The organism is Tardiphaga sp. P9-11, assembly GCF_008329525.1.
Taxonomy (GTDB): Bacteria; Pseudomonadota; Alphaproteobacteria; order Rhizobiales; family Xanthobacteraceae; genus Tardiphaga.
On the sequence record NZ_NPKQ01000002.1, the window covers coordinates 634026 to 657896 of the forward strand.

Sequence of the window (23871 nt, forward strand, 5' to 3'; positions counted from 1 at the left end):
ATTAACCCTGCGGACCGTAGGGTCGGTCCACATTCGACCCGTATGACCGGCACGGCACTGATGGCGTTCGCGCAAACAAAATCGATTCTTCCGTCTGCAGAAGAACGCCGTCGCTTTCAGCGGGTGAAGGTGCACCTGCTTGGCCGCTATATGCTGCCGGATCGCCGCGAATTTCCGTGTCAGATCATCAACATGTCGCCCGGCGGCCTCGCCCTGCTCGGTCCCGGCATCGGCAATGTGGGCGACCGCGTCATCGCCTATCTCGATCATATCGGCCGCGTCGAAGGTAAGATCACCCGGATCATCGACAACGGTTTTGCCATGACCGTGGGTGCGACACCGCGCAAGCGGGACAAGCTGGCCGCCCAGCTGACCTGGCTGGCCAACCGTGACATTCTCAATCTGCCGGAAGACCGCCGCCACGACCGTATCGTGCCGCGCAATCCGATGGTGCTCCTTACCCTTGAGGATGGCGTCCAGATGAACGGGCGGATTATCGACCTGTCGCTGTCCGGCGCCGCCATCGCGGCAGAGAAGCGCCCACCGCTGAACTCGATCGTCATGCTCGGCCGGATCCAGTCCCGCGTGGTCCGCCATCTCGAAGAAGGCTTCGCCCTGGAGTTCTTCCACGAGCAGTTGGCAGAGACGCTCGAAGACAGCGTCAACGCCCGGTAAACGGCGGAACGCCCCCAATCCCGATTTTTCAAAGCCCTGAAGGCGCCATCCGCGCCAGTGGATACCGTTGCGCGTCATTTGCACGCGGTCGCGAGCGGTTAATTTCACGCGGCTTTGCCTGCGCAAGTTCCTGAATTGCAGCATTCAAGCCATTAACGCGTAAAATTTGAATCAAATGTAATTAGCTAAAATTTGAATCGCATTCGATTCAAGTATAGTTCGAATTCGCAGCGTCTTTTACTTGTAATCGCTTCAATTGTACTTGGGCGATTTAGCGGCGACGAAAATCCTTTGTGTGAAACATGGTCCCAACAAGAAACGGGGGCCACAATGTTTGGTAGCAAGGGGCGATACTTCGGACTGGCAGTCTTGGCAGTCCTTCTTGGAGTCACATCGTCGGCACGTGCCGGCAACGAAAAGCTCTACGCAAGCCTGGGCGACAACACGCGCGCACCGATCGGCTGGGTCGAGTTCTGTTCAGATAGTCCGACCGACTGCCGGGGCGGTGCGACGCAACCACGCGACATCGTCATCACGCAGACTGCGTGGAAGGATCTGGTGCGGGTCAATCGCTGGGTCAATGAGACCATCAAGCCGATGACCGATATGGATCATTGGGGCGTCATCGAAAAGTGGTCGCTGCCATCAGATGGCTACGGTGACTGCGAGGACTATGTGCTCCTGAAGCGCAAGATGTTGATTGAAGCAGGCTGGCCACGCGAGGCACTGCTGATCACCGTGGTACGCGACAAAAAAGGCGAAGGCCACGCCGTGCTTACGGTGAAGACCGACAAGGGCGAATACGTTCTCGACAACCAGAATGAGAACGTCCTCGCCTGGACCGAGACAGGCTACCGCTTCGTCAAACGTCAGTCACAGAGCGATCCGAATGTGTGGGTCTCGCTCGGCGACAACCGTCCTGCAGTGGCTACGGCCAGCGCGCGGGATCGCTAAGCAAACGAATTGGAGACACGCGACCCGGTCACATCCCCACCCCTCCCCGTCCCAGACCGGATCGCGCGCGGCCAGCCTCCCCCAAGGCTGGCCGCAACTTTTTGTGGGGGTGTTGCTCGCGCCACTTCTCGCGCTTCGGTGATTTGCCCCTCGCCGAATTTCTCTGCTCAATGCGGTCACTTTTCACCGGAGAGAGTCCATGACTGCCGAGCCTATCCTCGACGCCCCCATGCTTGACGCCGATGTGATCGGCCTCACCAAAGTCGCACCATTGTCACGTCGCGGCTTCATGACCGCGTCGGCCGCCGTCGCTGCGGGCTACACGCTGGCCGCCGGTCCCGTACGCGCCGAAGTCATCAAGACCGACACGACCGGGCTCGATACCGGCGATGTGAAGATCAAGGTCGCCGATGGCGAGATGCCCGGCTACTTCGCCCGGCCCAAGGGCATCGCAAATCCACCCGTCGTGATCGTGGCGATGGAGATCTTCGGCCTGCACGAATACATCAAGGACGTCACCCGGCGCCTCGCCAAGCTCGGCGCTTTCGCGATCGCACCGGACTACTATTTCCGTAAGGGCACCGATCTCACCAAGATCACCGAGATGTCGCAGTTGCTGCCGCTGGTGAATTCCAAGCCGGATGCCGAGCTGATGACCGATCTCGATGCGACGGTCGCCTTCGCCAAGGCGCAGGGTGGCAATACCGACAGGCTCGGCATGATCGGCTTCTGCCGCGGCGGCCGCAACGTCTGGGAATATGCTGCACATAGTTCGACGCTCAAGGCGGCGGTCGCCTTTTACGGCCCGCTGGTCGATGCGCCAAACCCGGTCTGGCCGAAGAGCCCGACGCAGCTCGCGCCCGACATAAAGGCACCAGTGCTCGGCCTCTATGGCGAAGCGGATACGGGTATCGCCGTGGCGCAGGTCGAAGCGATGAAGGCGGCGCTGACGGCTGCTGGCAAGACCGCCGAATTCAAGATTTATCCCGGCGCGCCGCACGGCTTCCATGCCGACTATCGCCCGAGCTATCGGCAGGAAGCGGCCGACGACGCGTGGAAGCAGATGCAGGCCTGGCTCACGAAGTACAAAGTACTGGGCTGATCTCAGAGCTCCCTCTGAGAGACATCACATGACGACGGAGTCGCCGCGCTAGTCGTGGCGGTTTGCGTTTCGGTCGATGGTGCCGTCGGGCCGATAGCCAAAGCGCACGAGTGCAATCGCCGTCAACCGCTTCCCGAACCGGCGCTCGAACTCACAAAACATCCAGACGAAAGCCGTCGCCAGCGCAAAAACGGTGGCGACGAACAGAAGGGTAAGATGGGAGATATCGAGTGTCATGGTCATCGTTCTGATTTAGCAAAACGCGTACCAGACAACCGAGCCAGCCATGAACTGGTTCCAGCACAGCCATGCTGGAGCCGATGAGGTATTCGGATGGTGCGGCCCAAAGCTGCCGATCAGTCGCAAACCTCGACACGACGCACTCGATATCCAGCCGGTGTTCGTACGCGTTTACGCGTTATGTAACATCCGCCCTCGTCATCATAACCGCCATAAGCGTAGGGGTACCCGCCGTAATACGCATAGGGGCCGTAGCCGTAGTAGCCGCCGTAAAGACCGGCGCCGGCGAGGCCCAGCCCGAAGCCGATACCAGCACCGCGCCATCCACCACCGTGCCAGCCACCGCCGCCACCATGCCAGCCACCACCACCGTGAAAGCCTCCGCCGCCACCGTGTCCGCCGCCACCGCGTGCCGATGCGGCTGTCGGGGCGACCAGCGCGACTGCGGCAACGGTCATCAGACCAAACACCAATTTGCGTAACATCAACTACACTCCGTCACGGGTCACTTCCAGCGTCGCCATTCTGGATAGGTAGCTCTTTCGTTTGCGAACCGCCACGGTATGACGATCAATCGCCGTCACTTGTTCGCGACTGTCGGTTACGGCGTGTTGCTGCCCCCTGCTGCTGAGCCGTCTCTGCTAACAGCCCTTACAGATGCTTTTCACCTTTTTATCAACCGCGCGATCCTGGGCATCGACCTGCGGATCGCCCGTCACGGGCTTGCCGTCGAATGACGACTGTCCCGTACCGCTCGCGCCCGTGGTGATTCCGGTCGCGCCACGCCCACCGCTGGAATTCGCCTTACCTGCACTATTGGTGCCGGCGGCACCACCTGTTGCACCGCCGCCCGCCGTGCTCGCACCGCTGGATTGGGCGAACGCCGCGACTGAAGACAACAGCACGGTTGCCGTTGCGGTTGCTATGAGTTTCGAGGAATGCGCCATTGGAAATCTCCTTAGGCGTTCAACGAGACAAGCGGAAACGGGTTCCGCGGTGGGAACGAATTCGGCGCCGGCGGCTTGAATCTCCGACATTGCCGAGGAGAAGCCTGCGTGTCCTGGGACAAGCCGTTTCGCGAGCCAATCGAATTACCTGACGGCAACGCACTGGTGTCCCTGCGCGACGCCGGCGTTTACATTACGCAGCTTCCGCAATCCGAACACGATGCCAAGGAATGGCAGACCGCGATGCATTGCCTGATCGAGGCGGCTGACTACGGCGGCCCTGTCAGTTTCGCCCGGCTCGGCATTGCACAGGCGCTGCATCGCCATCAGGAAAAGGTGTTCGATCCCGCGCGCAAACAATCCCATTGGCACAAGCAACGCCGCGGTTAGCGGATATCCTCATGCGCAAGCTGATCGACTTTGACGACGAGACGCTCGACAAGCTGATCCAGCTCGGCCGCGACCGCATGGCGACGACGCAAGAACTGGCCGACGAAGCCTTTGCCGACCTTTTGAAGAAACATTGCATTCCCATCGATCTCAAGGATGCCCTGCGCAAGAGTGCAAAGGCCGCAGGCCCATCATCCACATCAAGTCGCAAAACTACGATGCGCCCCGTCACGTCCAGCCAGGAAGAAGCCCCATGCCAAACGATCCGCAAAAAGATCCCTTTGAGGAAGGCGAACGCGCCGCTGGTGAAGGCATCCCCGCGGAGGCCAATCCCTATCAGGACGGCAGCGAAGAACATTCGTTGTGGAGCGCGGGCCACGAGCGTGTCGCCGGCGCGATAGAGGCGAATGAGTCCGAAGGAACGTGATCGAAAGGAAGATCGGCGTTAGCCGATCTTCTTCATTCCCGTCTTGAAGCGCGGACCGTTCGCTGCATAGAACCGCGCAGCGCTACCCATGGCAGTCACCTGCTCGGGCGACAGCGTGCGAATGACGCGTGCCGGCGATCCGATGATCAGTGAGTTCTCCGGAAATTCCTTGCCCTCGGTAATCACCGAGCCGGCGCCGACGATGCTGTTCTTGCCGATCTTTGCACCGTTCATCACGATCGAGCCCATACCGATCAGCGCGCCATCCTCGATGGTGCAACCGTGCAGGATAACGTTGTGGCCGACGGTGCAGTTCTTGCCGATCGTCAGGGGAAAGCCCTTGTCGGTATGGCACGTGCAGTTGTCCTGCACGTTGGAGTTTTCGCCGATCTCGATCCATTCATTGTCGCCACGCAGCACCGCGCCGAACCAGACGCTCGCCTGCTCAAGCAAACGAATTTTGCCGATCACGTCAGCCGTGTCGGCGATAAAGTAATTTCCGCTGGCCGGAAGATCCGGTCCCTGCCCGTCGAGTTCGTAGATTGCCATGATTTAGTCGTCTCCCTTTGCGGGAGACACTGCCATGGATTCTTGCGCTTAGGCCAGTATGCCCAGCGCTTCCAGGGTCATCACGATGAAGGTGCCCGACATCAGGCTCCAGATACCCGACAGTACCGTCGCGATCATGACGAACTGAATGCGATGCTGCTCGGCCGCGCCGTTGCGCAGCGTATTGCGCATGATGATGAAGGGCGCCGTGAAAACGAGCAGCGGCACGGCTGCGAAGGCTTCAGGGGACGGCCCCTGCTGGAGCAGGCTGAAGCTCGGGGGACGTTTGGCAAAGGCCTGATAGGCGCTTGCAATGGCGCCAGCGAGCGCGAAGCCAATGCATAGCTGGAAGAATGAATTCAACGCATCGGGGGACATCGAAGCTCTTTCACGGCACATACAGACACCGCCCTGCATCGCAAAATGCGAAGCTCCCCGCCAGCATAACGTTAATAAAGGGTTAACGGCACGGTCGGGAACTGCGCACCGTGCATGGCTCCGGGCGACCGCCCGCGGCGGGGCGCGCGAGGCCGTTAACCATCGGCTGGCATATTCGCGGTTGATTCGCCCACCCGTTACACCGTGTCCCAGTTCCAATTTAGCGTGCGCATGTCTCTGCTGTTTCCGACCCACCCGACGACGCGGCCGCGGCGTCGCCACCGCCACCGCCGTAACCACGTCGTGCCGATGCTGATCGGTGCCGCATTGGCAGCCCCTGCTATCGCGGTGGTGGCCTATCTGTTGTGGCCGACCTGGCAGAGCCAGAAGCCCGGCGATCCTGACCGCATTCCGGTGAGCGTCGGCGCCACGCTGTTCAACGTCCCGACCCATGCCTTCCGCCGCAAGGTGCAGAAACATTCGGGGCCGCAGGAGCGCGTCGATCTCAGCTATGTCTATCCCTCGCTCGAGGCGAGCAACCTGCCGAGACATGTCAGCGTCGAGAATTTCGATGAGAACGCCCAGCCCATCGATCGCATCTTCGTCTCGATCTCGGCGCATCACGATGCGACCTCGCCAGACGCGCGCATGCGTACGATCTATCCGCGCTATATCGACCGCGCGACATCAAGCGAAGACGGCCTGACCACGCAGCCATTCCGCGACAACTCGCCTTACAGCAATGAAGATCTGTTTCTCGGCACGACGCCGGCGCTGGTGGCGCGCTGCACGCGCGACGGCGCCACGCCCGGCATGTGCATGAGCGAACGCCGCATCGGCGGCGCCGATCTCAGCTTCCGCTTCCCACGTAGCTGGCTCGAGCAATGGCGCGATGTCGGCAATGCGATGGATCGCCTGACGACGCAGCTCAGCGGGCTGCGCTGATCGCTTGCGGCGTCATTTGCGTCGATCATCGGATGTCATTGTCAAACAGCCACTCCCCATCAGACATGCGTCATCACCCCTGTTGTTTGCGGCGTGGGGGCGCCGTCGTCGCTTGCATTCCCGCCCTCCTGTGAGAGGGCGTGCGGAACGCCGGGTGCCCGTTGCACCCTTGGGCCTGATGCGATGCGGTCTTCCGCAATAGTGAATGCATCAGGACTTTCGGAGGCGCAGGGCAAGAAAGTGCCCAGCGTTCCGCACGCGGTGTTTGACGGGGTGCCCGTCTTTCCAGATGAATCCTCAGATCACCATTGTCTGACTCATTGCGATGAGTCGGATTAGCGCAGCCAAGAACCGAACGCCTCGGGTGAAGTCGTCCGTCACACTGTCCAGAGGTTTGTCGATCCGAAGGCCGGCCGTCTCCTTGCCAGTGGCAGTGCTGGCGCAGATCCGTCCTGCCCGAAGACAGACGTCACCCCCAAACCGCGTGACGCCGCATCTCCGGCGCCCACCGCATCCCACCCCGCGAACGTGACGATCGCGATCGCCCCTCTCGGTGGGGCAGGACGAAGGGGAATATAATCAAGGCGGGGATATTGTCAACGCGAGATAGGAAAAAATGTTTGGTTCTGTATATCGCCCCAAACTGTCATTCCCAGGCAAACCAATTGGTTTGCCTGGGGGCGGCTGCGCGCCTTCGCGCAGACGCACCTCAGCCACTCCAATTGGAGTGGCGGGGAATCCCGACCTGTTCAGCGCAAAACACTTCGGGATTCCGGGTTCAGTCCGGCCCGCTTAGCGGTCCGTCCTGCCCCGGAATGACGAGTGTGAATCAGGCGCCCCGGAATGACGAGCTTGGATCAGGCCCCGCCACCCCAAGCGGAGCTAACGTTCGCGGTGGCCATCGCCGCTACGGCGCGTCTTTGGACGGCAGGACGGGCACGGGCAGCGGGGCGAATGTGATGGACTGGGAGTCGCCGCGCATGAAAGCGGGGTCCAGCAGACCACCGCCGGACGGATCTCCGCCGGGCTCGCCGCTGGCGAACAACGCGCCCTGTGGACCCCCTGGTGGCAACTCGCCCTCGCCGGATCCGAATTGCGCGGCGCGCCCGCCTTGCGGATGACCCGCGGCGATCTCAGTGCGCGCACGCTCGGCCTTGCGCGCCAGCGCGGTGGAATAAGGCCGCCGATAGGCCCGCGGCGCCCCGCTCGGCAGATTGTCGTCGTCGAGGGCCTCGACCCACATGTGGATGGCACCGGGCTCGCCCTGGGCGATGTTGGGCTCGACGCTGCGCACCCACAACAACTGGAAGTTCGGCGGCAGCGGATCGTCCGCCGACCAGCCGAGCAGGCCCTGGGTGCGGAAGAACACCAGCACGTAAAACGCCGAAGTCACCACCACCGCGCCGGCCTTCACCGGCCACGGCAGCCGCGTCCGTACCACCGCCAGCAACAGCAACAGGCCGAGCAGCACGTAGCCGAGCGACAGACCGATAATGCTGGTTTGCAGGCTCATCGCTTCATCCAGCCTTGCGCTCCCTGTTCCGCTTGTTCAGCATCTGCACGAGCGATGTCTGGTCGTGATTGACCTCGGTAACATTGCCGGCCTTGTCCATGATGAAGCGCACCGCGGTTGTCTCGGCGCCGCCATGATCGACATTGACGGTGTCGTAGTGCACCACCTGCACTTTCGGATTCAGCTTCTCGACCTTGACCGTCACTGGCACTGGCTGTCCGGTCAGCGCCGCAAAATGGTAGATGTTGACGATGTACTCGCCGGCCACGATGCCACGCAGGCTGACGATCTCCTGCCGGATCGGCGAGAGCACCTTCTGGCCGTTGACCATGATGAAATCGTTGAGCCCGCCGCGATCATCGCGGTCGAGTACCATGAAGCCGGTCTCACGCCGCCGGTACCACACAATATTGCCGATCGGGTCCTGCACGAACATGTCGATGTCGTCCGGGTGCTTGTCGGGCCAGCTCACCGTGATCAAAAACTCCAGCTTGGGATCGACCTTGCCTTCATCGTCATGGGTCTTGATCGCCAGCAGCGCGATGAAGAACAAGAACGCGATCACCTGCAGCGCCTTGAACAGCATGACGCCAAGCGGATCGAACGGCACCGCAGAAGGTTCGAATTCGAATTCGTCGATCACCTCGCGGGCTCCGCTTCACGTTCGAGCAGCGACACGGCGTGGACGTCGATGACGCCGACGGCAAAGGCGAACAGTTTGGCGGTTGCGTCCTCCAGCATGTAATACTGGATGCGGATCAGGATCGAACCGATCAGCCCTGCCAGCGTGGTATACATCGCCACCGCCATGCCCTCGCTCATCAGGTTCATGGAGGCCTTGATGGCGCCCTGATTGCCGGTGTCGAGGCCGGCGATCGGCGCCAGCATCATGATGAAGCCAACTATCGTGCCGATCAGGCCGAGTTTCATCAGCGTGTCGCCCGCAAAGCCGCCGAAGCCGTTGGAGCCGCGCAGATTGCCGGCGAGACGACGCAGCAGCAGCGTCTGGTCGAGCCGCCGCCCGCTTTGCAGCGCGGACTTCACGGCGAGATCGCGGATATGCGACGCCATCAGGCCTTTCGGCAACATGCCCACGCCGTCGATCGCCACACCGTCGCCGGCCACGACGACGCGTTGGCCGCCCTGCGCGAACAGCTGCGCTGCACCCCGCGCCGCATCGGCTTCGCGCGACACCGCGATCAAGCGCCACAGGCAATGCAGCGACGCACCGAAATAGAGCAGCACGATCACCGACGAGATATAGGTGCGATCGACGGCAAGCATTTGCCGCACCAGGCCATAGTGCCAGAGCAGAATCGCGGCAAACAGGCAGAGCCCGGTAAAGATCAACCAGTGCAGCAGCGGCGCGCGATCTGCCGGATCGAGATGATGCCGGCTCACCACATGTCCCTCCTGCTGGTTGTTTCACCGATCACGATCGGCGGTTGGCTTCAATCTGCCGCCTATACGACTGAGCCTCCAAGGGCATCGCACCCGCGACATACCGGGCAAATTGCCCAAACGATGCAGAACCGCTTGCCAGACCGCGGCGCGTGCCGCTTTAATATCAATGTCTCACCGCGGGGAATGCGATCATGCGCCTGCTGATACATCTCGTCCTTCGTCTCGTCGCCGTGGTGCTGCTCTGTCTGGCCTGTACGATCGGTTGGATTCTGGTCGATGCGCACCGCACCATCGAGGCCGACACTGCCGCCTCCGCCGACCGCGCGGCGGCAACCCTGCAGAACCTGTACTGGCGCGAATTGCTGTGGCGCGACGGCACTTACCGCGATGCATTGCTGCCGCTGCCGGACTGGAAATCCATTGCCACCATGAAGGTGATCGCACCGGGCGTGTGCATTGACTTCCGGCTCGGCAGCGCACCGCCTTTCGACCTGTGCAGCCAGACCGAAGACATCGGCAGCCCCGCGCCATCATGGTTCGTCAGTCTCTACGGGGCGCTGTTCGGGCCACATGCCACGGAAACGCGGGCCCTTACCGTGCGGCAGCGCGATGCAGGCACCGTGCAAGCCCGTGTCGACCCCGCCGCCGCCGTGCGTCAGGCATGGCGGCAGGTGACCGTGATGGTCAGCATCGCCGCGGCGATGGCGCTGGGCATCAGCGTGCTCGCGATCCTCCTGATCGGCCATGCGCTGATGCCGGCCCGGAGCATCGTACGCGGCCTGCGCCGCCTCGAACATGGTGACCACCGCCATCGCCTGCCCGCTTTCGGCGCCACCGAATTCAGCCATATCGCCCGCGCCGTCAACGATCTCGCCGGCCGTCTCGCGGCCACCACCGCCGAACGCGTCGCGCTGACCAAGCGACTGTTTCAGGTACAGGAAGAAGAACGCCGCGCACTGGCGCGCGATCTGCACGACGAGTTCGGCCAGTGCCTCACCGCCACCGCGGCGCTCGCCGCGGCCATCGAGACCGGCGCCACGCCGTCCCGTTCCGATCTGGCCGACGATGCCCGCGCTATCGCCCGCATCACCGGCCAGATGATGACGACGCTGCGCAGCGCGCTGGCGCGACTGCGCTCACAGGATCTCGAGGAACTGGGATTGCAGGCCAGCCTTGTGCAACTGGTGGCGCAGTGGAATGCGAGCACAACGCGGCGCGCCGTGTTTCATCTCGACGTAGCCGGCGATCTCACCGCCGTCCCCGCAGAAGCCGCCGTCAATATCTACCGCATCGCGCAGGAGTGCCTCACCAACGCCGCACGCCACGGCCGGCCGCAGCACGTTCATCTCCGCGTCAGCCATGGGGAAGAGGTCCGCGACGCCGTCGCCGTCAGTGTCGAGGATGACGGCGGCGGCGACGCCACGCAGGCCCACACCGCCTCCGGCCACGGCATTCTCGGCATCCGCGAACGCATCGCAGCGCTTGGCGGCAGCCTGTCGATCGCCCCGGCGGCACACGGTATCCGCGTGGCCGCGGTGATTCCGCTGCTGCCACGACAAGCGGCGGCATGACCGCCGTCAGCATCCTGCTGGTCGACGACCATCCGGTGGTGCGCGAAGGCTATCGCCGGCTACTGGAGCGGCAGGTCGGTTTTCGCGTGAGCGCCGAGGCCGAGGATGCCGCTGCGGCCTATCGCGCCTATCAGGCAGAGCGCCCGGACGTGGTGGTCATGGATCTGTCGCTGCCCGGCCCCGGCGGGCTGGAAGCGATCCGGCATATCCGGCAATGGGATCGCACCGCGCGCCTGCTGGTATTCACCATGCATGCGAGCGCCGCGTTCGCTCTGAAAGCGTTCGAGGCTGGCGCCTGCGGCTACATCACAAAGAGCAGTGCGCCGCACGAACTGGTGCGCGCCATCGCCACCGTCGCCCGCGGCGGACGCGCACTGAGCGAAGACATCGCGCGTGAAATCGCCAGCGAGCGGCTCGGCAACGAACGGTCGCTGGTGGAAGATCTCGGGCCGCGCGAAACGGAAATCCTGCGGCTGGTGGCGTCAGGCTGGACCACGGAGCAGATCGCGACGTCGCTCAATCTGAGCACCAAGACCGTGCAGAATTATCACTACCAGATCAAATCGAAAATCGGCGCGCGCACCGACGCGCACCTGGTCTGGCTTGCCACCGCCGCCGGCCTGGTTGCGCCGGACAACGCGGCCTAGCGTGTGGTGCCAAAGCGCGAAGGCCCGCGCAGCGTTTGGGCTGATCTCGCCGCCGCCAAGCGGAGGCAAGGTGCATCCTCAGCCGTTATCGACGAGGTCTTCTTCCAGGATCGCCATCTGGAACTGGAACGAGCGATCATCGTCTTCGTCATCGACGAACAGCACACCGATGAATTCTTCGCCGATGTAGACTTCAGCGGAGTCGTCCTTCTTCGGGCGCGGCACCACGCGAAGCTTCTGGTTGCCGAACACGCGCTTGAGATAGGCGTCGAGCTTTCTGACTTCCTGAACGTCCACAGGTGTCTCCAATGCAGTTGATGTCTGTTGAGCTGATGGAGAGAAGCTTTAATGCGAGATGGCGTCGACGGCTAGGCCGTTTCTCGAAAAATCACGCCATCCCACAAGTGAACGAAAACGCGTGCGATATCAGGGCCCGAAAATCAGAACCCAGATCAAAGTCCAATGGCGTTCAGCATCTGGTTCATGGTGCGTGACGGCTCCGCACAACCTGCTTCACCGACGATCTTCGCAGGCACGCCGGCGACGGTGACATTGTGCGGCACCGGCTTGACGACGACCGAACCCGCCGCGATACGCGCGCAATGGCCAACCTCGATATTGCCGAGAATCTTGGCGCCGGCACCGATCAGCACGCCGCGGCGAATCTTCGGATGACGATCCTCGTTTTCCTTGCCAGTGCCGCCAAGCGTGACGCCATGCAGGATCGAGACATCGTCTTCAATGACCGCAGTCTCGCCGACGACGAAGCCGGTCGCGTGATCGAGAAAGATTCCCCGGCCGATTTTCGCGGCAGGATTGATGTCGGTCTGGAAGGCGGCCGACGAGCGGCTCTGCATGTACCATGCAAAGTCCTTGCGGCCCTTGTTGTAGAGCCAATGGGCCAGACGATGCGCCTGGATGGCGTGGAATCCCTTGAAGTACAGCAGCGGATCGATAAAGCGCGTCGTGGCGGGATCGCGGTCAAACACGGCGACGAGATCGGCACGGAAGGCGTTACCCAGGTCGGGCTCGTCGCGCAGCGCCTCGTCGAAGGTCTGGCGGATCAGGTCGCCGGACAGCGCAGCATGATCGAGACGTTCGGCAACGCGGTGCACCACCGAGTCTTCGAGACGATTGTGGTGCAGCACGGTCGAATAGATGAAGGATGCCAGCTCGGGCTCGCGATGGACGATGTCTTCCGCCTCGGTGCGAATGCGATCCCAGATCGGATCCAGCGTTGCGAGTTTTGAATTCTGCGGGTTGATGCTCTGCACGGCCATGGCGGACTCGCAATTTCCTGAATACAGCGTCGATTATAGCACAAGACGCGTCGCTGTCGTGACACGCCTCCTACCATCGTGAACGCCGGCTTACCCGGCATTCACTTGCTAACACGTTGAGAACGCACGCGTTCCCGGCCCGAACCGACCTCGCCCACAAACCGGGCGTGCATCAGAAGTGGGCGCTCGTGTGATCAAAACAAGGTGCGCCCCTCGCCAATTGTCATCACGGCCGACGCGACAGGAAATCCAGCACGCCTTCTTTGTAGACGCGGTCGCCCACCGCCCGCATGTGATCGCGGTTCGGAATGTCCAGCACTTCGGAGCCGGCAATGACCTTCTGCAACGCGTGCGACGAGCCCGCGATGTCATCGGTGGTACCGACCGCAATGAGCACAGGCACCTTGATGGACGCAGCCTCATCATTGCTCATCAAACGGCGCGACCCGCGCAGACAGGCTGCGAGCGCGCGGCGATCCGAGCGGGTCTGGTCGGCGAAGGCGCGAAACGTCCGACCGACAGGATCGGTGACGTCATCGAGCGAGTCCGCTTCGAGCGCGAGGGCGACGTTCTCGCCGGGACCACCGCCCTTGATGAGGCCGATGCCGAGGCCGCCGAAGATCGCGCTGCGGATCAGTTCCGGATGGCTGTAGGCGATATAGGCAGTGATCCGCGCGCCCATCGAATAGCCCATCATGTCGGTTCTGACGATGCCGAGATGCGCGAGCAGCGCGCGCACGTCGGCGGCCATCGCGCCGATGCTGTACTGTTCGGAATCGTAGAGCTTGCTGGACTCGCCATGGCCGCGATTGTCGAGCGCAATGACGCGACGATTGTGCTTCTTCAATTCCGACACCCAGGTCGGATAGACCCAGTTGACGTTCTTGCTCGACGCAAAGCCGTGCACGAGAACGATCGGATCGCCCTCGCCTTCATCGAGATAAGCAATTTCGACAGCGCCGTTGTGAAAGCTCGGCATCCAGAATTCCGTTATTGTTGAGAAGATCGGTGATTGAGAGAATGAATGTGGCGGGAAGCGCGTAGTTTACCCGTGGACGAGCACCGGCGCCAGTGAGTGAGCCGGTGCCGGATGGCGGAGAGCCATGTCCCTGAGTAATGCGTCCTTGCGTGAGATATCCTGCAGCAGAGCGTCCTGTCGTACCGCCAGGTCGCGGCGCGCGCGTTTCGCCTTGGAGCGCTGCAGCCAGGACCAGGTAATGCGCTCGGTGGTTGCCTTGATCGACACGACAAATCCAAGCAGCGCGAACAGCGCCCAGAACACCCACATCGAAAGATTGAATGCGCCAGCCGCCAGCAGCAGCGCGCCGCGACCGAACATCTTCATGATCGCGCGGGTCTGGCCGCCCTTGGCCGTGGCCAGACCCGCCGCACGCGTAACGTCCTTTGGGCTCTGGGCGATACGCAGCGTATCGAGCGCGCCGCGCGTGCCGGCCTTCTCGCCGACGCGGCCGACATCCCCGGCAAGACGCACGATGCCGCCTGCCTTCTCGGTGCGAAACGCCGCCTTCACCGCGGTGATGGTCTGGCCCGGCCGCAGCACCGAGGCATCGGCCACGGCGGCGCGCAGCATCGGACCATCCACCACGCCGCGCGCCGAGCGTGCGACCCAGGCGGTGAGACCCTCGCCGATCCGCCCGACCTTGCGGGCATCCTTGACCAGCGTGAGACCCGCACGCACCGGCGCGACGCCACCAACGCTGACATAGGTCGCAGCTGTCACCGCAAGACCAGCCGCGGCAAGGCCGAGGATCAAGTGATCGGTATCCTCACCCATCGCGATGTGTTTGCCTTCGCGCACTACGTCGCGAATATCTCCGAATACGAAGAGATCGCCGGCGACGGTGCCGGACAGGCTGCCGACGTCGTCGGCATTGCCGGTGACAAAACCGGTCGCAAAGCGGTTGGCGAAATGGGACGCGGAATTCTCGTCAGCAACAGCATCCGTCACACGCCTGGAGAGATCATCCGGCAGTTGAACATTTTTTGCGGCGGCGACATCGGCAAAACTCTTGGCGAGGTCCGCATCCCCGCCCGCGATTGCCACTTCGATATTGCGCGCGAGCACCGCGGGATCATTACGCAATGCAGAGTTGAGTTGCGCATCGGCCAGAGCGACAGGGTCATCCTGCGCGGCCAGAACGGCTCCGGCATCGCGCGCATGCGGCAACAACAACAAGCCGGCAGTCGCGCAGACCGCTACCCCCGTCAAAGCTGTATCCAGCCGGAACCACATGACAAAAACCTTATTCAAACACCGCTCCAGAAGTGGTGCGCCTTTTTCAAGGCACAACCGCCCCGACGAAAGAAGGGCTATTCGGAGACACCCGAATTGTGTCGAATTTGCACGACTTAATGTCCCCTGCGTGGTCTAGGAATCATGGTTCCAGACCAGTATGGTGCGTCGCACTGAATGGCGCGCGGACGTGAATTATCCGCAGCTGTTGCGAGCAAAGGTAGAGAAGATGTCCGACCACGTGGTTCCGCACTTTCACAATGACGCCGGCGTTCCGATCATCGAGATCGGCTCGCAGGAATTCATGTGCGTGGGTGCCAATCCGCCGTTCGATCATCCACATGTCTTCCTCGATCTCGGCAACGACAACGAGATCATCTGCCCGTATTGCTCAACCCTGTATCGCTTTGCCGCCGATCTCGCTGCCGGCCAGTCGCGTCCGCCGGAATGCGTGGTGAAAGACAAGGTTGCCTGATTCCCGGCCGTGACGGCGCCGCGCACCATCGTCATCGCTGGTGCGGGCATCGGCGGACTGACGGCCGCGTTGGCGCTGGCCGCCCGCGGCTTTCGCATCCTCATCTGCGAGAAGACCGGACGGCTTGAAGAGGCCGGCGCCGGATTGCAGCTCTCGCCCAATGCGACCCGCGTGCTGATCGGCCTTGGCCTGCAGCCGCGCCTTGCGCCCCATGTCACGACACCGGCCAGTGTGAGCATCATGACCGCGCGCAGCGGTGGTGAGGTGATCAGCCTTCCACTGGGCAGCGCAGACGATCATGCGCCCTACTGGCTGGTGCACCGGGCCGATCTGCAATCGGCCCTGCTTGGCGCGGTCGCCGCACATCCCGACATCGAATTGCGCCTCGGCTGTCCCGTGGACAACCTCCGCACCACGCACGCCGGCATCACGGTCAACGGTGAGCCGGCGCTGGCCTTGATCGGCGCCGATGGCGCGTGGTCTTTCGTGCGACGACAACTGTTTCCCGAAACGCAGCCGCACTTCTCCGGTCTGATCGCCTGGCGCGGGACGTTGGAGACGCGCCGATTGGGCAGCGCGTTGATCCCCCGGGGCGTCCAGCTCTGGATGGGACCGAAGGCACATCTCGTCGTCTATCCGGTGTCATCGGGCGAGCGGATCAACATGGTCGCGATCATGCCCGGCGCGGCACTGCCGCCCGGCGGCAGCGACAAAGGCGACGCCAGCGAGATCAGCCGACATTTTGCAGCGTCGCGCTGGCCCGCCAATGCACGCGCCATGATCGACAGCATCGACAACTGGCGGCGCTGGCCGCTCTTCACCATCCCGGATGGCGGCATGTGGCATGAAGGCCCCGTGGCGCTGCTCGGCGATGCCGCGCATGCGATGCTCCCGTTTGCCGCGCAAGGCGCAGGCATGGCCATCGAAGATGCGGCAGTACTCGCGCAATGCATTGGCACGGTTGGCGACGATGCGGCAGCGATTGCGCCAGCACTGGCGCGCTACGCGGCCTTGCGCCAGCCGCGTGTCATCCGCATCCAGCGCACGGCAACGCAGTCCGGCCGGATCTATCACCTGCGTGGCCCTATGGCGCTGGCGCGCGACCTCGCCATGCGCGCGCTCGGTGCGCAACGTCTACAGGCGCGGCAGGACTGGATCTATAACTGGAGACTTTGAGTCGACGGCTCAGGAGCGGGCGCCGGCGCGCTTGCGCGGCGCAATGGGTTCTGACGCCGCCGGCGCTTTCGGCGGACTGGCCACACACTTGCTCTTCTGCCAGTTCTCTTCCGCCAGCTTGGCCTGCGCCCGCGTCGAGATGTAATCGTTGCGATAAGCGAGTTCGCTGACCACCGCCCCACCCGCACCGGTCTGGGCCTTGTCGATCAACCCCTGCAATTCGGCCGTCCGCGTCGCAAGCGTCTTGCGCTCGGTCTCAAGCTGCGGGCAGTCATAGAGGTCATATTTCGCGGGGTCGACAAAGGCGCCGGACACCATGCCATCGCCCATGCTGGCGCAGCCGCCGAGATAGCCGGCAAGAACAAGCAGGGACGCCATCGCAGCAGCGCGCGTCGGCAGGCAGGAACGAGGGTGACGGTCGATCATCTGGACTTTCTAGCCGGGCATGATTGACGTTGCGTAAAGCAGCAGCCGGTGGCCGGATTGAGGCTGAATCTGCCATCCCTCCCCACCATTTGCCTGATCCAGCAAGCGATTTGGCGGCCGGCGAATTTAAAGGTAAGGAAGCGCGGCCTGCCCCCTTGATGGAATTGGTAGACATACAAGACTTAAAATCTTGAGTCCTCTGGGCGTGCCGGTTCGAGTCCGGCAGGGGGCACCAGGCGCGACCTAGCTCGAATCCATCACTGCACCTCTCTTACGACAAGGAAATAAAGCAGAGGCAGAACAACGGCTTCTGCCTCGTCTGGCGCTTGTCCGATCATCGGAGAAGAACCAGGACGGCGATGGTTCCGAGCGCAATCGCCAAGCGACAAGCAATATTCGCGCGATCCCTGTTCGTCGTCATAACCGCCACGCCGACCACAAGAACGAAGGTCAGCAAGAGGAGGCAGCAACCACTCGCATAAATCCACTCCGGGAGAAGATGCCCTCCCCCACCGGCATCCCCTGCTTTGGAATGGGCGTTCAAACTGTGAAACAAGCCGCTCATCGGACATCTCCCACATAGGAATGTCCGCAGCTTCTATCCTTCGTCGACGTTCCGACAAGCGAACGTGACCCCACAATCTCAGTTGAGTTTGGGGAAGATCGCCCTTGCAACAAAATCAGAATGCATCAGCATGGATCGCGAGCCGATGGAGAAAGACCATGATTTGGATGTCGATACCGACAAAACTGGATCCGGCAATCGCCCGATATACCGAAATGCTCGATGCCCTCGTCACCACTGCCTCGACTCAGGTCAAAGCGATTCCGATCAAGCCGTACCGCCTTTTCCAGGGCCATAGAGGCCTGGAGAACCACTACACCGAATTTGTCACGCGACCGCTCGACACCATCCCCCTCCGCGCCGTCGACGAAGCCACGCATCGTCAAATCATATCGGTCCTGAAAGGACTAAAACGCCACAATACGCGGGAAAGGATACTCAGTGAAAACGCGCTAATCGATTTCGATAAATTGTTCAGTCCTTATTCGAACGCGATGAGCAAGTGGGATCAACGCATCAACAAGAACGTCGTTGCGCCAAGGATGAACCTCCAACGCGCTCTTGAGTTGACTAGCAAGCGCCTCGCGCTACCACACTGGGCCGGATCAAATCTCGCCAGCGAGCAAACGTTCCAGAGCTTCTGCTTCAACGAGGTATTCTTTGAACGTCAAAGAGGAAACTACACGTCAGCGATCAAGACCGCCTACGCCTTGCATGTGATACTTTCGGTCGCACCCGAGTCCATCGGCATGGCAGACACGCCACAGATCTGCATGTACCGGGGCCTTATCGCCTATGTTGGCGGATGGGCCGCCTATCAAGCGCGAAACCATGCTTTAGAACGCATCTTTGTCGGCGAGTTGGTCAACGTCTACAGAATTTGGCCCGATCCGGGAATTCGGAATCGAATTCGCAACCATTTAGGGTATCACCACAAAAACTATCGTGGTCCCTTCCTGATACTTAAGGATCGGTCTGACGCCATTAAATCCCCGATGAACAGGATTTACGATGAATTCCTAGGCTCGAACGGTGGCTCAACGCTCCACAATGCTTCACGATCGGCCTTAGAAATGGGAGCAGATCCTAATACGCGCCTCCGCCAACTGGAAAACAGAACACCTCTTGCTGGCTTGAACGAAGCGGTATTGATGGATCAAGACTCAGGCGATCCAGAGGGGGCTTTATTTAGTATGATAACGCTCGCGGATTGGTATGATCAGCTTGAGATGGAGAATAATTTCTCCAAACAGTTCAGCTCGGCACAAGCTTATGCAAAAACGAACAAAACATGCATGCTCGCAAATACTAGCTTGCTTAGACTAAAAGGAGAGCACCATCTGCGCAAATGGAAGAAATCGGGAAGCTCGACTGAACTTGTTACCGCAACTCGAACGCTCGATACTGTCGCAAGCATTTATGACAAGAGTCACTTACCTGATCGAGCAAACGAAACTCGATCATTGATATCATAGTACTACAATTGATGACGGATCGATACACATCAAGTTCGCAGATCGCGACGCTGCAGGTAATTCAGAAATTCCTGCTAGATGCGAAACGTGACAAGAAGAATCTTAATGTCCACCCGACTTATGAGAACAGTTGCACATCCATTGGCAGGAAAGATTGGCAACCGAGTAAATTGCCGCTAGGCGGACGCAACGGCGAGTATCCGAGAGGATAGCGCCGCTGCGCTTCACCTCACGCCCAGCGATTACGCCGCCACGACGATCCGCGCCCCTGCACTCTCCATCAGCTTACGCTGATCCGCCGATGCACCGGCGCCTGTCACGAGCGTCCAGCGCGGCGGCAGCGGCGCCCAGGCGTCTTGTTCGGCGCGGCCGAGCTTGCCGGCGTCCGCGAGCACGATGACCTCCTTGGCCTGCTGCATCATCAGCGATTTCAGCGCGACCTGATCGAGATCGGCTTCGCACAGGCCGCGGGTGCTGACCACGCCGTCAGCGCTCATGATGGCACGGTCGGCCGTGAGCCGGCGCAGTCCCTCGCTGGCCAGCGACCCCAGGGTGCTCATGCTGGTGGCGCGCAGCGCGCCGCCCAGCACCACGAGTTCGATGGCCGGTGCCTTGGCGAGAAACGGCAGCAACGCGATATTGTTGGTGATGATGCGCAAGCGGCGCTGCAACAGCAGCTTGCCGAATGCCGCGACCGTTGATCCCGCATCAAGGATGAGTGTGTCGCCATCCTCGATCAGGTCGATTGCGGCACGCGCGATGGCCTGCTTTTCCTTGCCCTGAACCGAGATGCGCTGGTCGAGCGTCGTCTCCGCGACATGGCCGGTGAGAATCGCACCACCGTAAGTGCGGCGCACCGCATTGTTCCTGGAGAGATGCTGCAGGTCGCGCCGGACAGTGGATGCCGATACGTCGAAGCGCCGGGCGAGATCGTCGACATCGATCTCTCCAGCATTCAGCGCGTCCAGCAGGCGGGCGTGACGCTCCTTGCTCCGCATCGACATTGACCTTCAGCCCCCTATACCACGCGTCGTTCCGGGGCGCCGGCGCATCTTCGCGCCGGCGAACCTTAGCATCGCTCAAGCACAACGGGATTCCCCGCCACTCCTATTGGAGTGGCTGAGGGTCGCACGCAAGGGCTCACACCCTCAGGCACACCAATTGGTGTGCCTGGGAATGACAGCGCTGAGTTACGCCGCTCTGGATCCCGGTGCGAGATCCACCGCCTGCCGCAGCGCCTCGAGAAGGCTGCGCTCGTCGGCGATGCCCTTGCCGGCGATGTCGAAGGCGGTGCCGTGATCGACCGAGGTGCGGATCACCGGAAGGCCGACCGTGATGTTCACGCCGGATTCCAGACCCAGCACCTTGATCGGGCCATGGCCCTGATCGTGATACATCGCCACCACCATGTCGTAGTCGCCGCGACCGGCGAGGAAGAACAGCGTGTCGGCCGGCAGCGGACCGCGCACGTCCCAGCCCTTCTTCTGGCAGGCTTCTACGGCCGGCGTGATCTTCTCGGCTTCCTCGCCGTAACCGAACAGGCCGTTTTCACCGGCATGCGGATTGATCGCGCAAACGCCGATCTTGGGATTCTTGATGCCGGCTTTCACCAGTACTTCATGGCCGCGCGTGATGACGCGCTCGACCAGGCCCGGCTCGATCTTCTTGATGGCATCGATCAGGCCGATATGCGTGGTCACGTGGATCACGCGCAGTTTCGGCGACACCAGCATCATCGACACTTCCGGCGTGCCGGTGAGATGCGCGAGCAATTCGGTATGGCCGGGATATTTGTGGCCGGCGGCATGCAGCGCTTCCTTGGAGAGCGGCGCCGTGCAGATACCCTGGGCGATACCGGCCTGAACGATCTCGACCGCCTTCTCGATGAAGCGGTAAGCCGCCTCGCCTGCGATCGGGGAGTTTTGTCCGAACGGCAGGTCATCGGGCACGATCTTCAAGTCAACGCACTGGACGTTCTTCGACGCAAAGTTTGCAGCCTTTGCATCACTGAGCGAATCCACGCCGATCTTGGCGCCGACGATCTCACCGGCCTTGCGCAGGCGATTGGCGTCACCGATCACCAGCGGATTGCACATCGCGAGCATTTCCGGATGCGCGAAGGCCTTCATGATGACCTCGGGGCCGATGCCTGCGGGATCGCCCATGGTGATCGCAATGGTCGGACGGGTCATGTGAAGCTTCCTTGAGTTCGGACAGTGTGAAGACGGTCGCGGATTTTGATCAAGCTGTCCTCGTCGCCAAAGGCGCCGGCCTTGGTGGCGATCGGAACAGATAGTGCGCCGAGGGTAAGACCCAGCGACACACCGGGTTCGATCTCGTCGGCCAGACGGATGCCGTTGACGCCGAAGCGGGAAAGCAACGCGGCAGCGGTTTCACCGCCGGTTGCAGCAAAGGCGCCGATGCTGGACGCCACGGGCGTGAGGGCATCGGCAAGATTCTGAGCGAGCTGCGGGCCGAGCGACATTTTCGGATTGTCGTCCATCACGATCTCGACCAGGACATCGCCGCCCGCGGTCAATCCTTCGGTCACGCGTGCGGCCAGTGCCGCCTGCCCTGCCTTGTCGCCGAGCAGGACTTCCGGCGTGACCGGCAGATGGGTCACAGTGCCGCTCGCGACCAATTTGCGCGCTGCGGAGCGCGATGCACCGGCGAGCGAGCCGACCACGATCAGTGTGCCATAGGCGCTGGTCGGAATTTCGAGTTTTTCGGTAGCGCTGGCGTCGTCGAGCGCCGCCAGCGCATGCGCGAGGCCTGCGCTGCCGATGAACAGCGTCGCCGGTGAAATCTTCAGACTGGCTTCGGCGATCAGATGCAGGTCGTGCTCGGTCTCCGCATCGCAGATCGCAACAACGCTGTCGCCGGATGCGATACGCGCGAGGTGAGCCTTGAGATGGCCACCGCGGATGATCGCGAGCAGGACTTTCTCACTGCGAACACCCGCTGACGCCAACACGTCGGCGATGTCGGCATTGTCGTAGGTGTGATCGCGCTTCCAGACCTCGGCTTCCTCAAGCGGACGACCATTGACGACGACGCGGCCATTGATCGTGGTGCGGTTCGTCGCGGGAAAGGCCGGCGCAAATATGCCGAAAGCCGAACCCGACTGTGCCTTGAGATGCGCCAGCGCAGCGGCCGTCTCGGAAGCTGGCTGACCACGCAGCGTGGAGTCGATCTTCTTGAACAGGAGCCGACCCGGCTCCATCAACCGTTGCAGAACGTCGGCATGCCGACGCGCAGCGGCCTCGGCCGTGAGGCCGCGGCTCGCTGCATCATAGGAGATAACCGGATGCTGGCGATCCCCCGCACTTGCGATCTCGCCCCAGGTCACGGCAGCCGCAAGACCGCGGCGACCGAAGGCGATGGCGCAGTCCGCTGCACCGGTGAGATCGTCGGCGAGGATCAGCCAGCGTCCCGCCATCTTAGCGCCCTGTCGCTGGTGCGGGTGATGCGACGCTTGGCGCAGCAGGCGTCGTCGCCTCCGCTTCCGGCTCGACATCACGGCCGACGATGCCGGCAACCCACGAGGTGAGGATCGGCGTCAGGATCGCCGTCACGACCACGCAGGCCGCGATGAGGATGGTCGCCGGACCGGCAGCAGCCGCATAGGCCGGATTGGCCGCAGCGACGATCGCAGGCACAGCGGCCGCATTACCGGCGGTCGACGCTGCAGCAACACCCGCGACGCCGTTGCCGCCGGTGAGACGGTCAACAAGGAACAGCGGGATGCCGGTCACGATCACGACGGCAACGCCCATGCCGACGCCAAGCAGACCCGCCTGCCAGACCTGCGTCAGGTTCAGGCCGGTGCCGAGCGCGAAGGCGAAGAACGGGATCATCACAGGCACGGCCTTGCTGAGGAAGTCGCGCAGTTCGCGATCGAGATTACCAAGGATCATGCCGGCCACCAGCGGCAGGATCGCGCCGACGAGCGCGGGCCACTGGAACGACGACAGACCGGCAACGCCAAGCGTCACCATGGTGAGGAACGGACCGCTTTCCAGCGTCATGATGCTATAGGCGCCGACGTCACGCGGACGGCCGTACTGACCCATCAGCGCCATGTAGAGACCGCCGTTGGTGTCATTCATGGCAGCGACGATCGCCAGCGTCGACACGCCTGCGAAGATGCCGGCGGTGACCGGCGCTTCACCGAGGAAGCGGCCGAAGATCAGGCCCAAGATAATTGCGGTGCCGACCTTCACGATCATCAGCGCGCCGCCCTTCTTCACGATGTAAGGCGTCGCCTTGAAGTCGATGCTCGCGCCCATGCACACATAGAACACGGCCAGAATGCTCAGGGCGCCGCCGGAGAACAGCGCGCCGGTGAACGAACCGAAAAACTTCGGGGTGGTGGGCGCGAAGGTCGCGAACAGCGCGCCGATCAGCAGCGGCACCGTCATCATGCCGCCCGGCACCTTCTCAATCGCCCGCTTAATTGGAATCTGCATGGTCTATTT

28 protein-coding genes, 1 tRNA gene and 1 pseudogene are annotated in these 23871 nt (G+C 62.0%); 12 read left to right on the forward strand and 18 right to left on the reverse strand.

The window, feature by feature from the left end; translation table 11 throughout:
- Positions 1-60: 60 nt before the first annotated feature.
- The 3 genes from CIW50_RS09365 to CIW50_RS09375 all read left to right on the forward strand — a co-directional run bounded on the left by CIW50_RS09365 (position 61) and on the right by CIW50_RS09375 (position 2731).
- A complete protein-coding gene (locus tag CIW50_RS09365; protein WP_149531579.1) occupies positions 61-675 on the forward strand; it encodes a PilZ domain-containing protein in 615 nt (204 codons plus the stop codon).
- A 330-nt stretch (positions 676-1005) separates the two neighbouring features.
- Positions 1006-1629 carry a transglutaminase-like cysteine peptidase gene (locus CIW50_RS09370; protein ID WP_149530968.1) on the forward strand — a complete coding sequence of 208 codons (624 nt, stop codon included), beginning with the start codon at positions 1006-1008 and terminating at the stop codon, positions 1627-1629.
- A gap of 289 nt (positions 1630-1918) precedes the next feature.
- Entirely contained in the window at positions 1919-2731 is an 813-nt protein-coding gene (locus CIW50_RS09375) for a dienelactone hydrolase family protein (protein ID WP_149531580.1), read from the forward strand.
- Positions 2732-2779: 48 nt separating this feature from the next.
- Here the strand turns inward: CIW50_RS09375 and CIW50_RS09380 are convergent, their stop codons facing one another.
- From CIW50_RS09380 to CIW50_RS09390, 3 genes are all read right to left on the reverse strand, one after another.
- A complete protein-coding gene (locus CIW50_RS09380; protein WP_172980281.1) occupies positions 2780-2968 on the reverse strand; it encodes a hypothetical protein in 189 nt (62 codons plus the stop codon).
- Between the two features lie 119 nt (positions 2969-3087).
- Entirely contained in the window at positions 3088-3456 is a 369-nt protein-coding gene (locus CIW50_RS09385) for a hypothetical protein (protein WP_149530970.1), read from the reverse strand.
- A gap of 156 nt (positions 3457-3612) precedes the next feature.
- The gene (locus CIW50_RS09390) at positions 3613-3918 is read right to left on the reverse strand and encodes a hypothetical protein (protein ID WP_149530971.1); all 306 of its coding nucleotides are present in this window, start codon (positions 3916-3918) and stop codon (positions 3613-3615) included.
- Between the two features lie 108 nt (positions 3919-4026).
- Here CIW50_RS09390 and CIW50_RS09395 point away from each other — a divergent pair, with 108 nt between their 5' ends.
- Together CIW50_RS09395 and CIW50_RS29860 are read left to right on the forward strand one after the other, a co-directional pair.
- The gene (locus tag CIW50_RS09395; RefSeq protein ID WP_149530972.1) at positions 4027-4308 is read left to right on the forward strand and encodes a hypothetical protein; all 282 of its coding nucleotides are present in this window, start codon (positions 4027-4029) and stop codon (positions 4306-4308) included.
- Between the two features lie 11 nt (positions 4309-4319).
- Positions 4320-4709 (forward strand): hypothetical protein, encoded by a 390-nt coding sequence (locus CIW50_RS29860; RefSeq protein WP_149530973.1) that lies wholly within the window; start codon positions 4320-4322, stop codon positions 4707-4709.
- 44 nt (positions 4710-4753) lie between these two features.
- Here the strand turns inward: CIW50_RS29860 and CIW50_RS09405 are convergent, their stop codons facing one another.
- Positions 4754-5284 (reverse strand): gamma carbonic anhydrase family protein, encoded by a 531-nt coding sequence (locus CIW50_RS09405; protein WP_149530974.1) that lies wholly within the window; start codon positions 5282-5284, stop codon positions 4754-4756.
- Positions 5285-5332: 48 nt separating this feature from the next.
- Positions 5333-5662 (reverse strand): DUF6949 family protein, encoded by a 330-nt coding sequence (locus tag CIW50_RS09410; RefSeq protein WP_092147243.1) that lies wholly within the window; start codon positions 5660-5662, stop codon positions 5333-5335.
- Positions 5663-5893: 231 nt separating this feature from the next.
- Here CIW50_RS09410 and CIW50_RS09415 point away from each other — a divergent pair, with 231 nt between their 5' ends.
- Positions 5894-6607 carry a hypothetical protein gene (locus tag CIW50_RS09415; RefSeq protein ID WP_149530975.1) on the forward strand — a complete coding sequence of 238 codons (714 nt, stop codon included), beginning with the start codon at positions 5894-5896 and terminating at the stop codon, positions 6605-6607.
- 907 nt (positions 6608-7514) lie between these two features.
- On the opposite strand, the gene CIW50_RS09420 is transcribed toward CIW50_RS09415, so the two are convergent.
- The 3 genes from CIW50_RS09420 to CIW50_RS09430 are packed head-to-tail and all read right to left on the reverse strand — an operon-like array spanning position 7515 to position 9521.
- On the reverse strand, positions 7515-8120 hold the full coding sequence (locus CIW50_RS09420; protein WP_149530976.1) for a hypothetical protein: 606 nt from the start codon (positions 8118-8120) through the stop codon (positions 7515-7517).
- A 4-nt stretch (positions 8121-8124) separates the two neighbouring features.
- The gene (locus CIW50_RS09425) at positions 8125-8763 is read right to left on the reverse strand and encodes a hypothetical protein (protein ID WP_149530977.1); all 639 of its coding nucleotides are present in this window, start codon (positions 8761-8763) and stop codon (positions 8125-8127) included.
- Positions 8760-9521: a MotA/TolQ/ExbB proton channel family protein gene (locus CIW50_RS09430; protein WP_246664206.1), complete on the reverse strand. Its 762-nt coding sequence runs from the start codon at positions 9519-9521 to the stop codon at positions 8760-8762. The genes CIW50_RS09425 and CIW50_RS09430 overlap by 4 nt, the downstream gene beginning before the upstream one ends.
- A 194-nt stretch (positions 9522-9715) precedes the next feature.
- Here CIW50_RS09430 and CIW50_RS09435 point away from each other — a divergent pair, with 194 nt between their 5' ends.
- Positions 9716-11095: a sensor histidine kinase gene (locus tag CIW50_RS09435; protein WP_149530979.1), complete on the forward strand. Its 1380-nt coding sequence runs from the start codon at positions 9716-9718 to the stop codon at positions 11093-11095.
- Positions 11092-11742 (forward strand): response regulator, encoded by a 651-nt coding sequence (locus CIW50_RS09440; RefSeq protein WP_068736182.1) that lies wholly within the window; start codon positions 11092-11094, stop codon positions 11740-11742. The genes CIW50_RS09435 and CIW50_RS09440 overlap by 4 nt, the downstream gene beginning before the upstream one ends.
- A gap of 78 nt (positions 11743-11820) precedes the next feature.
- On the opposite strand, the gene CIW50_RS09445 is transcribed toward CIW50_RS09440, so the two are convergent.
- The 4 genes and pseudogenes from CIW50_RS09445 to CIW50_RS09460 form a co-directional block, all read right to left on the reverse strand.
- Positions 11821-12039, reverse strand: coding sequence for a DUF3126 family protein (locus CIW50_RS09445; protein WP_068736180.1), 219 nt, complete (start codon positions 12037-12039; stop codon positions 11821-11823).
- Positions 12040-12194: 155 nt separating this feature from the next.
- Positions 12195-13022 (reverse strand): serine O-acetyltransferase, encoded by an 828-nt coding sequence (gene cysE, locus CIW50_RS09450; RefSeq protein ID WP_149530980.1) that lies wholly within the window; start codon positions 13020-13022, stop codon positions 12195-12197.
- Between the two features lie 226 nt (positions 13023-13248).
- Positions 13249-14001, reverse strand: a complete 753-nt coding sequence (locus tag CIW50_RS09455) for an alpha/beta fold hydrolase (protein ID WP_149530981.1) — start codon at positions 13999-14001, stop codon at positions 13249-13251.
- Between the two features lie 174 nt (positions 14002-14175).
- Positions 14176-15276, reverse strand: a pseudogene (locus tag CIW50_RS09460) (hypothetical protein); the annotation flags it as partial.
- A gap of 229 nt (positions 15277-15505) precedes the next feature.
- Here CIW50_RS09460 and CIW50_RS09465 point away from each other — a divergent pair.
- Together CIW50_RS09465 and CIW50_RS09470 are read left to right on the forward strand one after the other, a co-directional pair.
- On the forward strand, positions 15506-15751 hold the full coding sequence (locus tag CIW50_RS09465; RefSeq protein ID WP_092146933.1) for a zinc-finger domain-containing protein: 246 nt from the start codon (positions 15506-15508) through the stop codon (positions 15749-15751).
- A gap of 9 nt (positions 15752-15760) precedes the next feature.
- Positions 15761-16927 carry an FAD-dependent monooxygenase gene (locus tag CIW50_RS09470; protein WP_149530982.1) on the forward strand — a complete coding sequence of 389 codons (1167 nt, stop codon included), beginning with the start codon at positions 15761-15763 and terminating at the stop codon, positions 16925-16927.
- A 9-nt stretch (positions 16928-16936) separates the two neighbouring features.
- Here the strand turns inward: CIW50_RS09470 and CIW50_RS09475 are convergent, their stop codons facing one another.
- Entirely contained in the window at positions 16937-17353 is a 417-nt protein-coding gene (locus CIW50_RS09475) for a twin-arginine translocation pathway signal (protein ID WP_149530983.1), read from the reverse strand.
- A 149-nt stretch (positions 17354-17502) separates the two neighbouring features.
- On the opposite strand from CIW50_RS09475, the gene CIW50_RS09480 reads away from it, so the two are divergent.
- Positions 17503-17588: transfer RNA gene (locus CIW50_RS09480), tRNA-Leu, on the forward strand.
- Between the two features lie 99 nt (positions 17589-17687).
- Here CIW50_RS09480 and CIW50_RS09485 read toward each other — a convergent pair.
- On the reverse strand, positions 17688-17918 hold the full coding sequence (locus tag CIW50_RS09485; RefSeq protein ID WP_149530984.1) for a hypothetical protein: 231 nt from the start codon (positions 17916-17918) through the stop codon (positions 17688-17690).
- 158 nt (positions 17919-18076) lie between these two features.
- Between CIW50_RS09485 and CIW50_RS09490 the strand changes: the two genes are divergently transcribed.
- A complete protein-coding gene (locus CIW50_RS09490; protein ID WP_149530985.1) occupies positions 18077-19393 on the forward strand; it encodes a hypothetical protein in 1317 nt (438 codons plus the stop codon).
- Between the two features lie 242 nt (positions 19394-19635).
- Here CIW50_RS09490 and CIW50_RS09495 read toward each other — a convergent pair whose 3' ends face one another.
- From CIW50_RS09495 to CIW50_RS09510, 4 genes are all read right to left on the reverse strand, one after another.
- Positions 19636-20397: a DeoR/GlpR family DNA-binding transcription regulator gene (locus tag CIW50_RS09495; protein ID WP_149530986.1), complete on the reverse strand. Its 762-nt coding sequence runs from the start codon at positions 20395-20397 to the stop codon at positions 19636-19638.
- Positions 20398-20583: 186 nt separating this feature from the next.
- Positions 20584-21585 carry a 4-hydroxythreonine-4-phosphate dehydrogenase PdxA gene (gene pdxA, locus CIW50_RS09500; RefSeq protein WP_149530987.1) on the reverse strand — a complete coding sequence of 334 codons (1002 nt, stop codon included), beginning with the start codon at positions 21583-21585 and terminating at the stop codon, positions 20584-20586.
- Entirely contained in the window at positions 21582-22832 is a 1251-nt protein-coding gene (locus tag CIW50_RS09505) for a four-carbon acid sugar kinase family protein (protein WP_149530988.1), read from the reverse strand. The genes pdxA and CIW50_RS09505 overlap by 4 nt, the downstream gene beginning before the upstream one ends.
- A 1-nt stretch (position 22833) precedes the next feature.
- Positions 22834-23862, reverse strand: coding sequence for a 2-keto-3-deoxygluconate permease (locus tag CIW50_RS09510; protein ID WP_149530989.1), 1029 nt, complete (start codon positions 23860-23862; stop codon positions 22834-22836).
- Positions 23863-23871 lie beyond the last annotated feature (9 nt).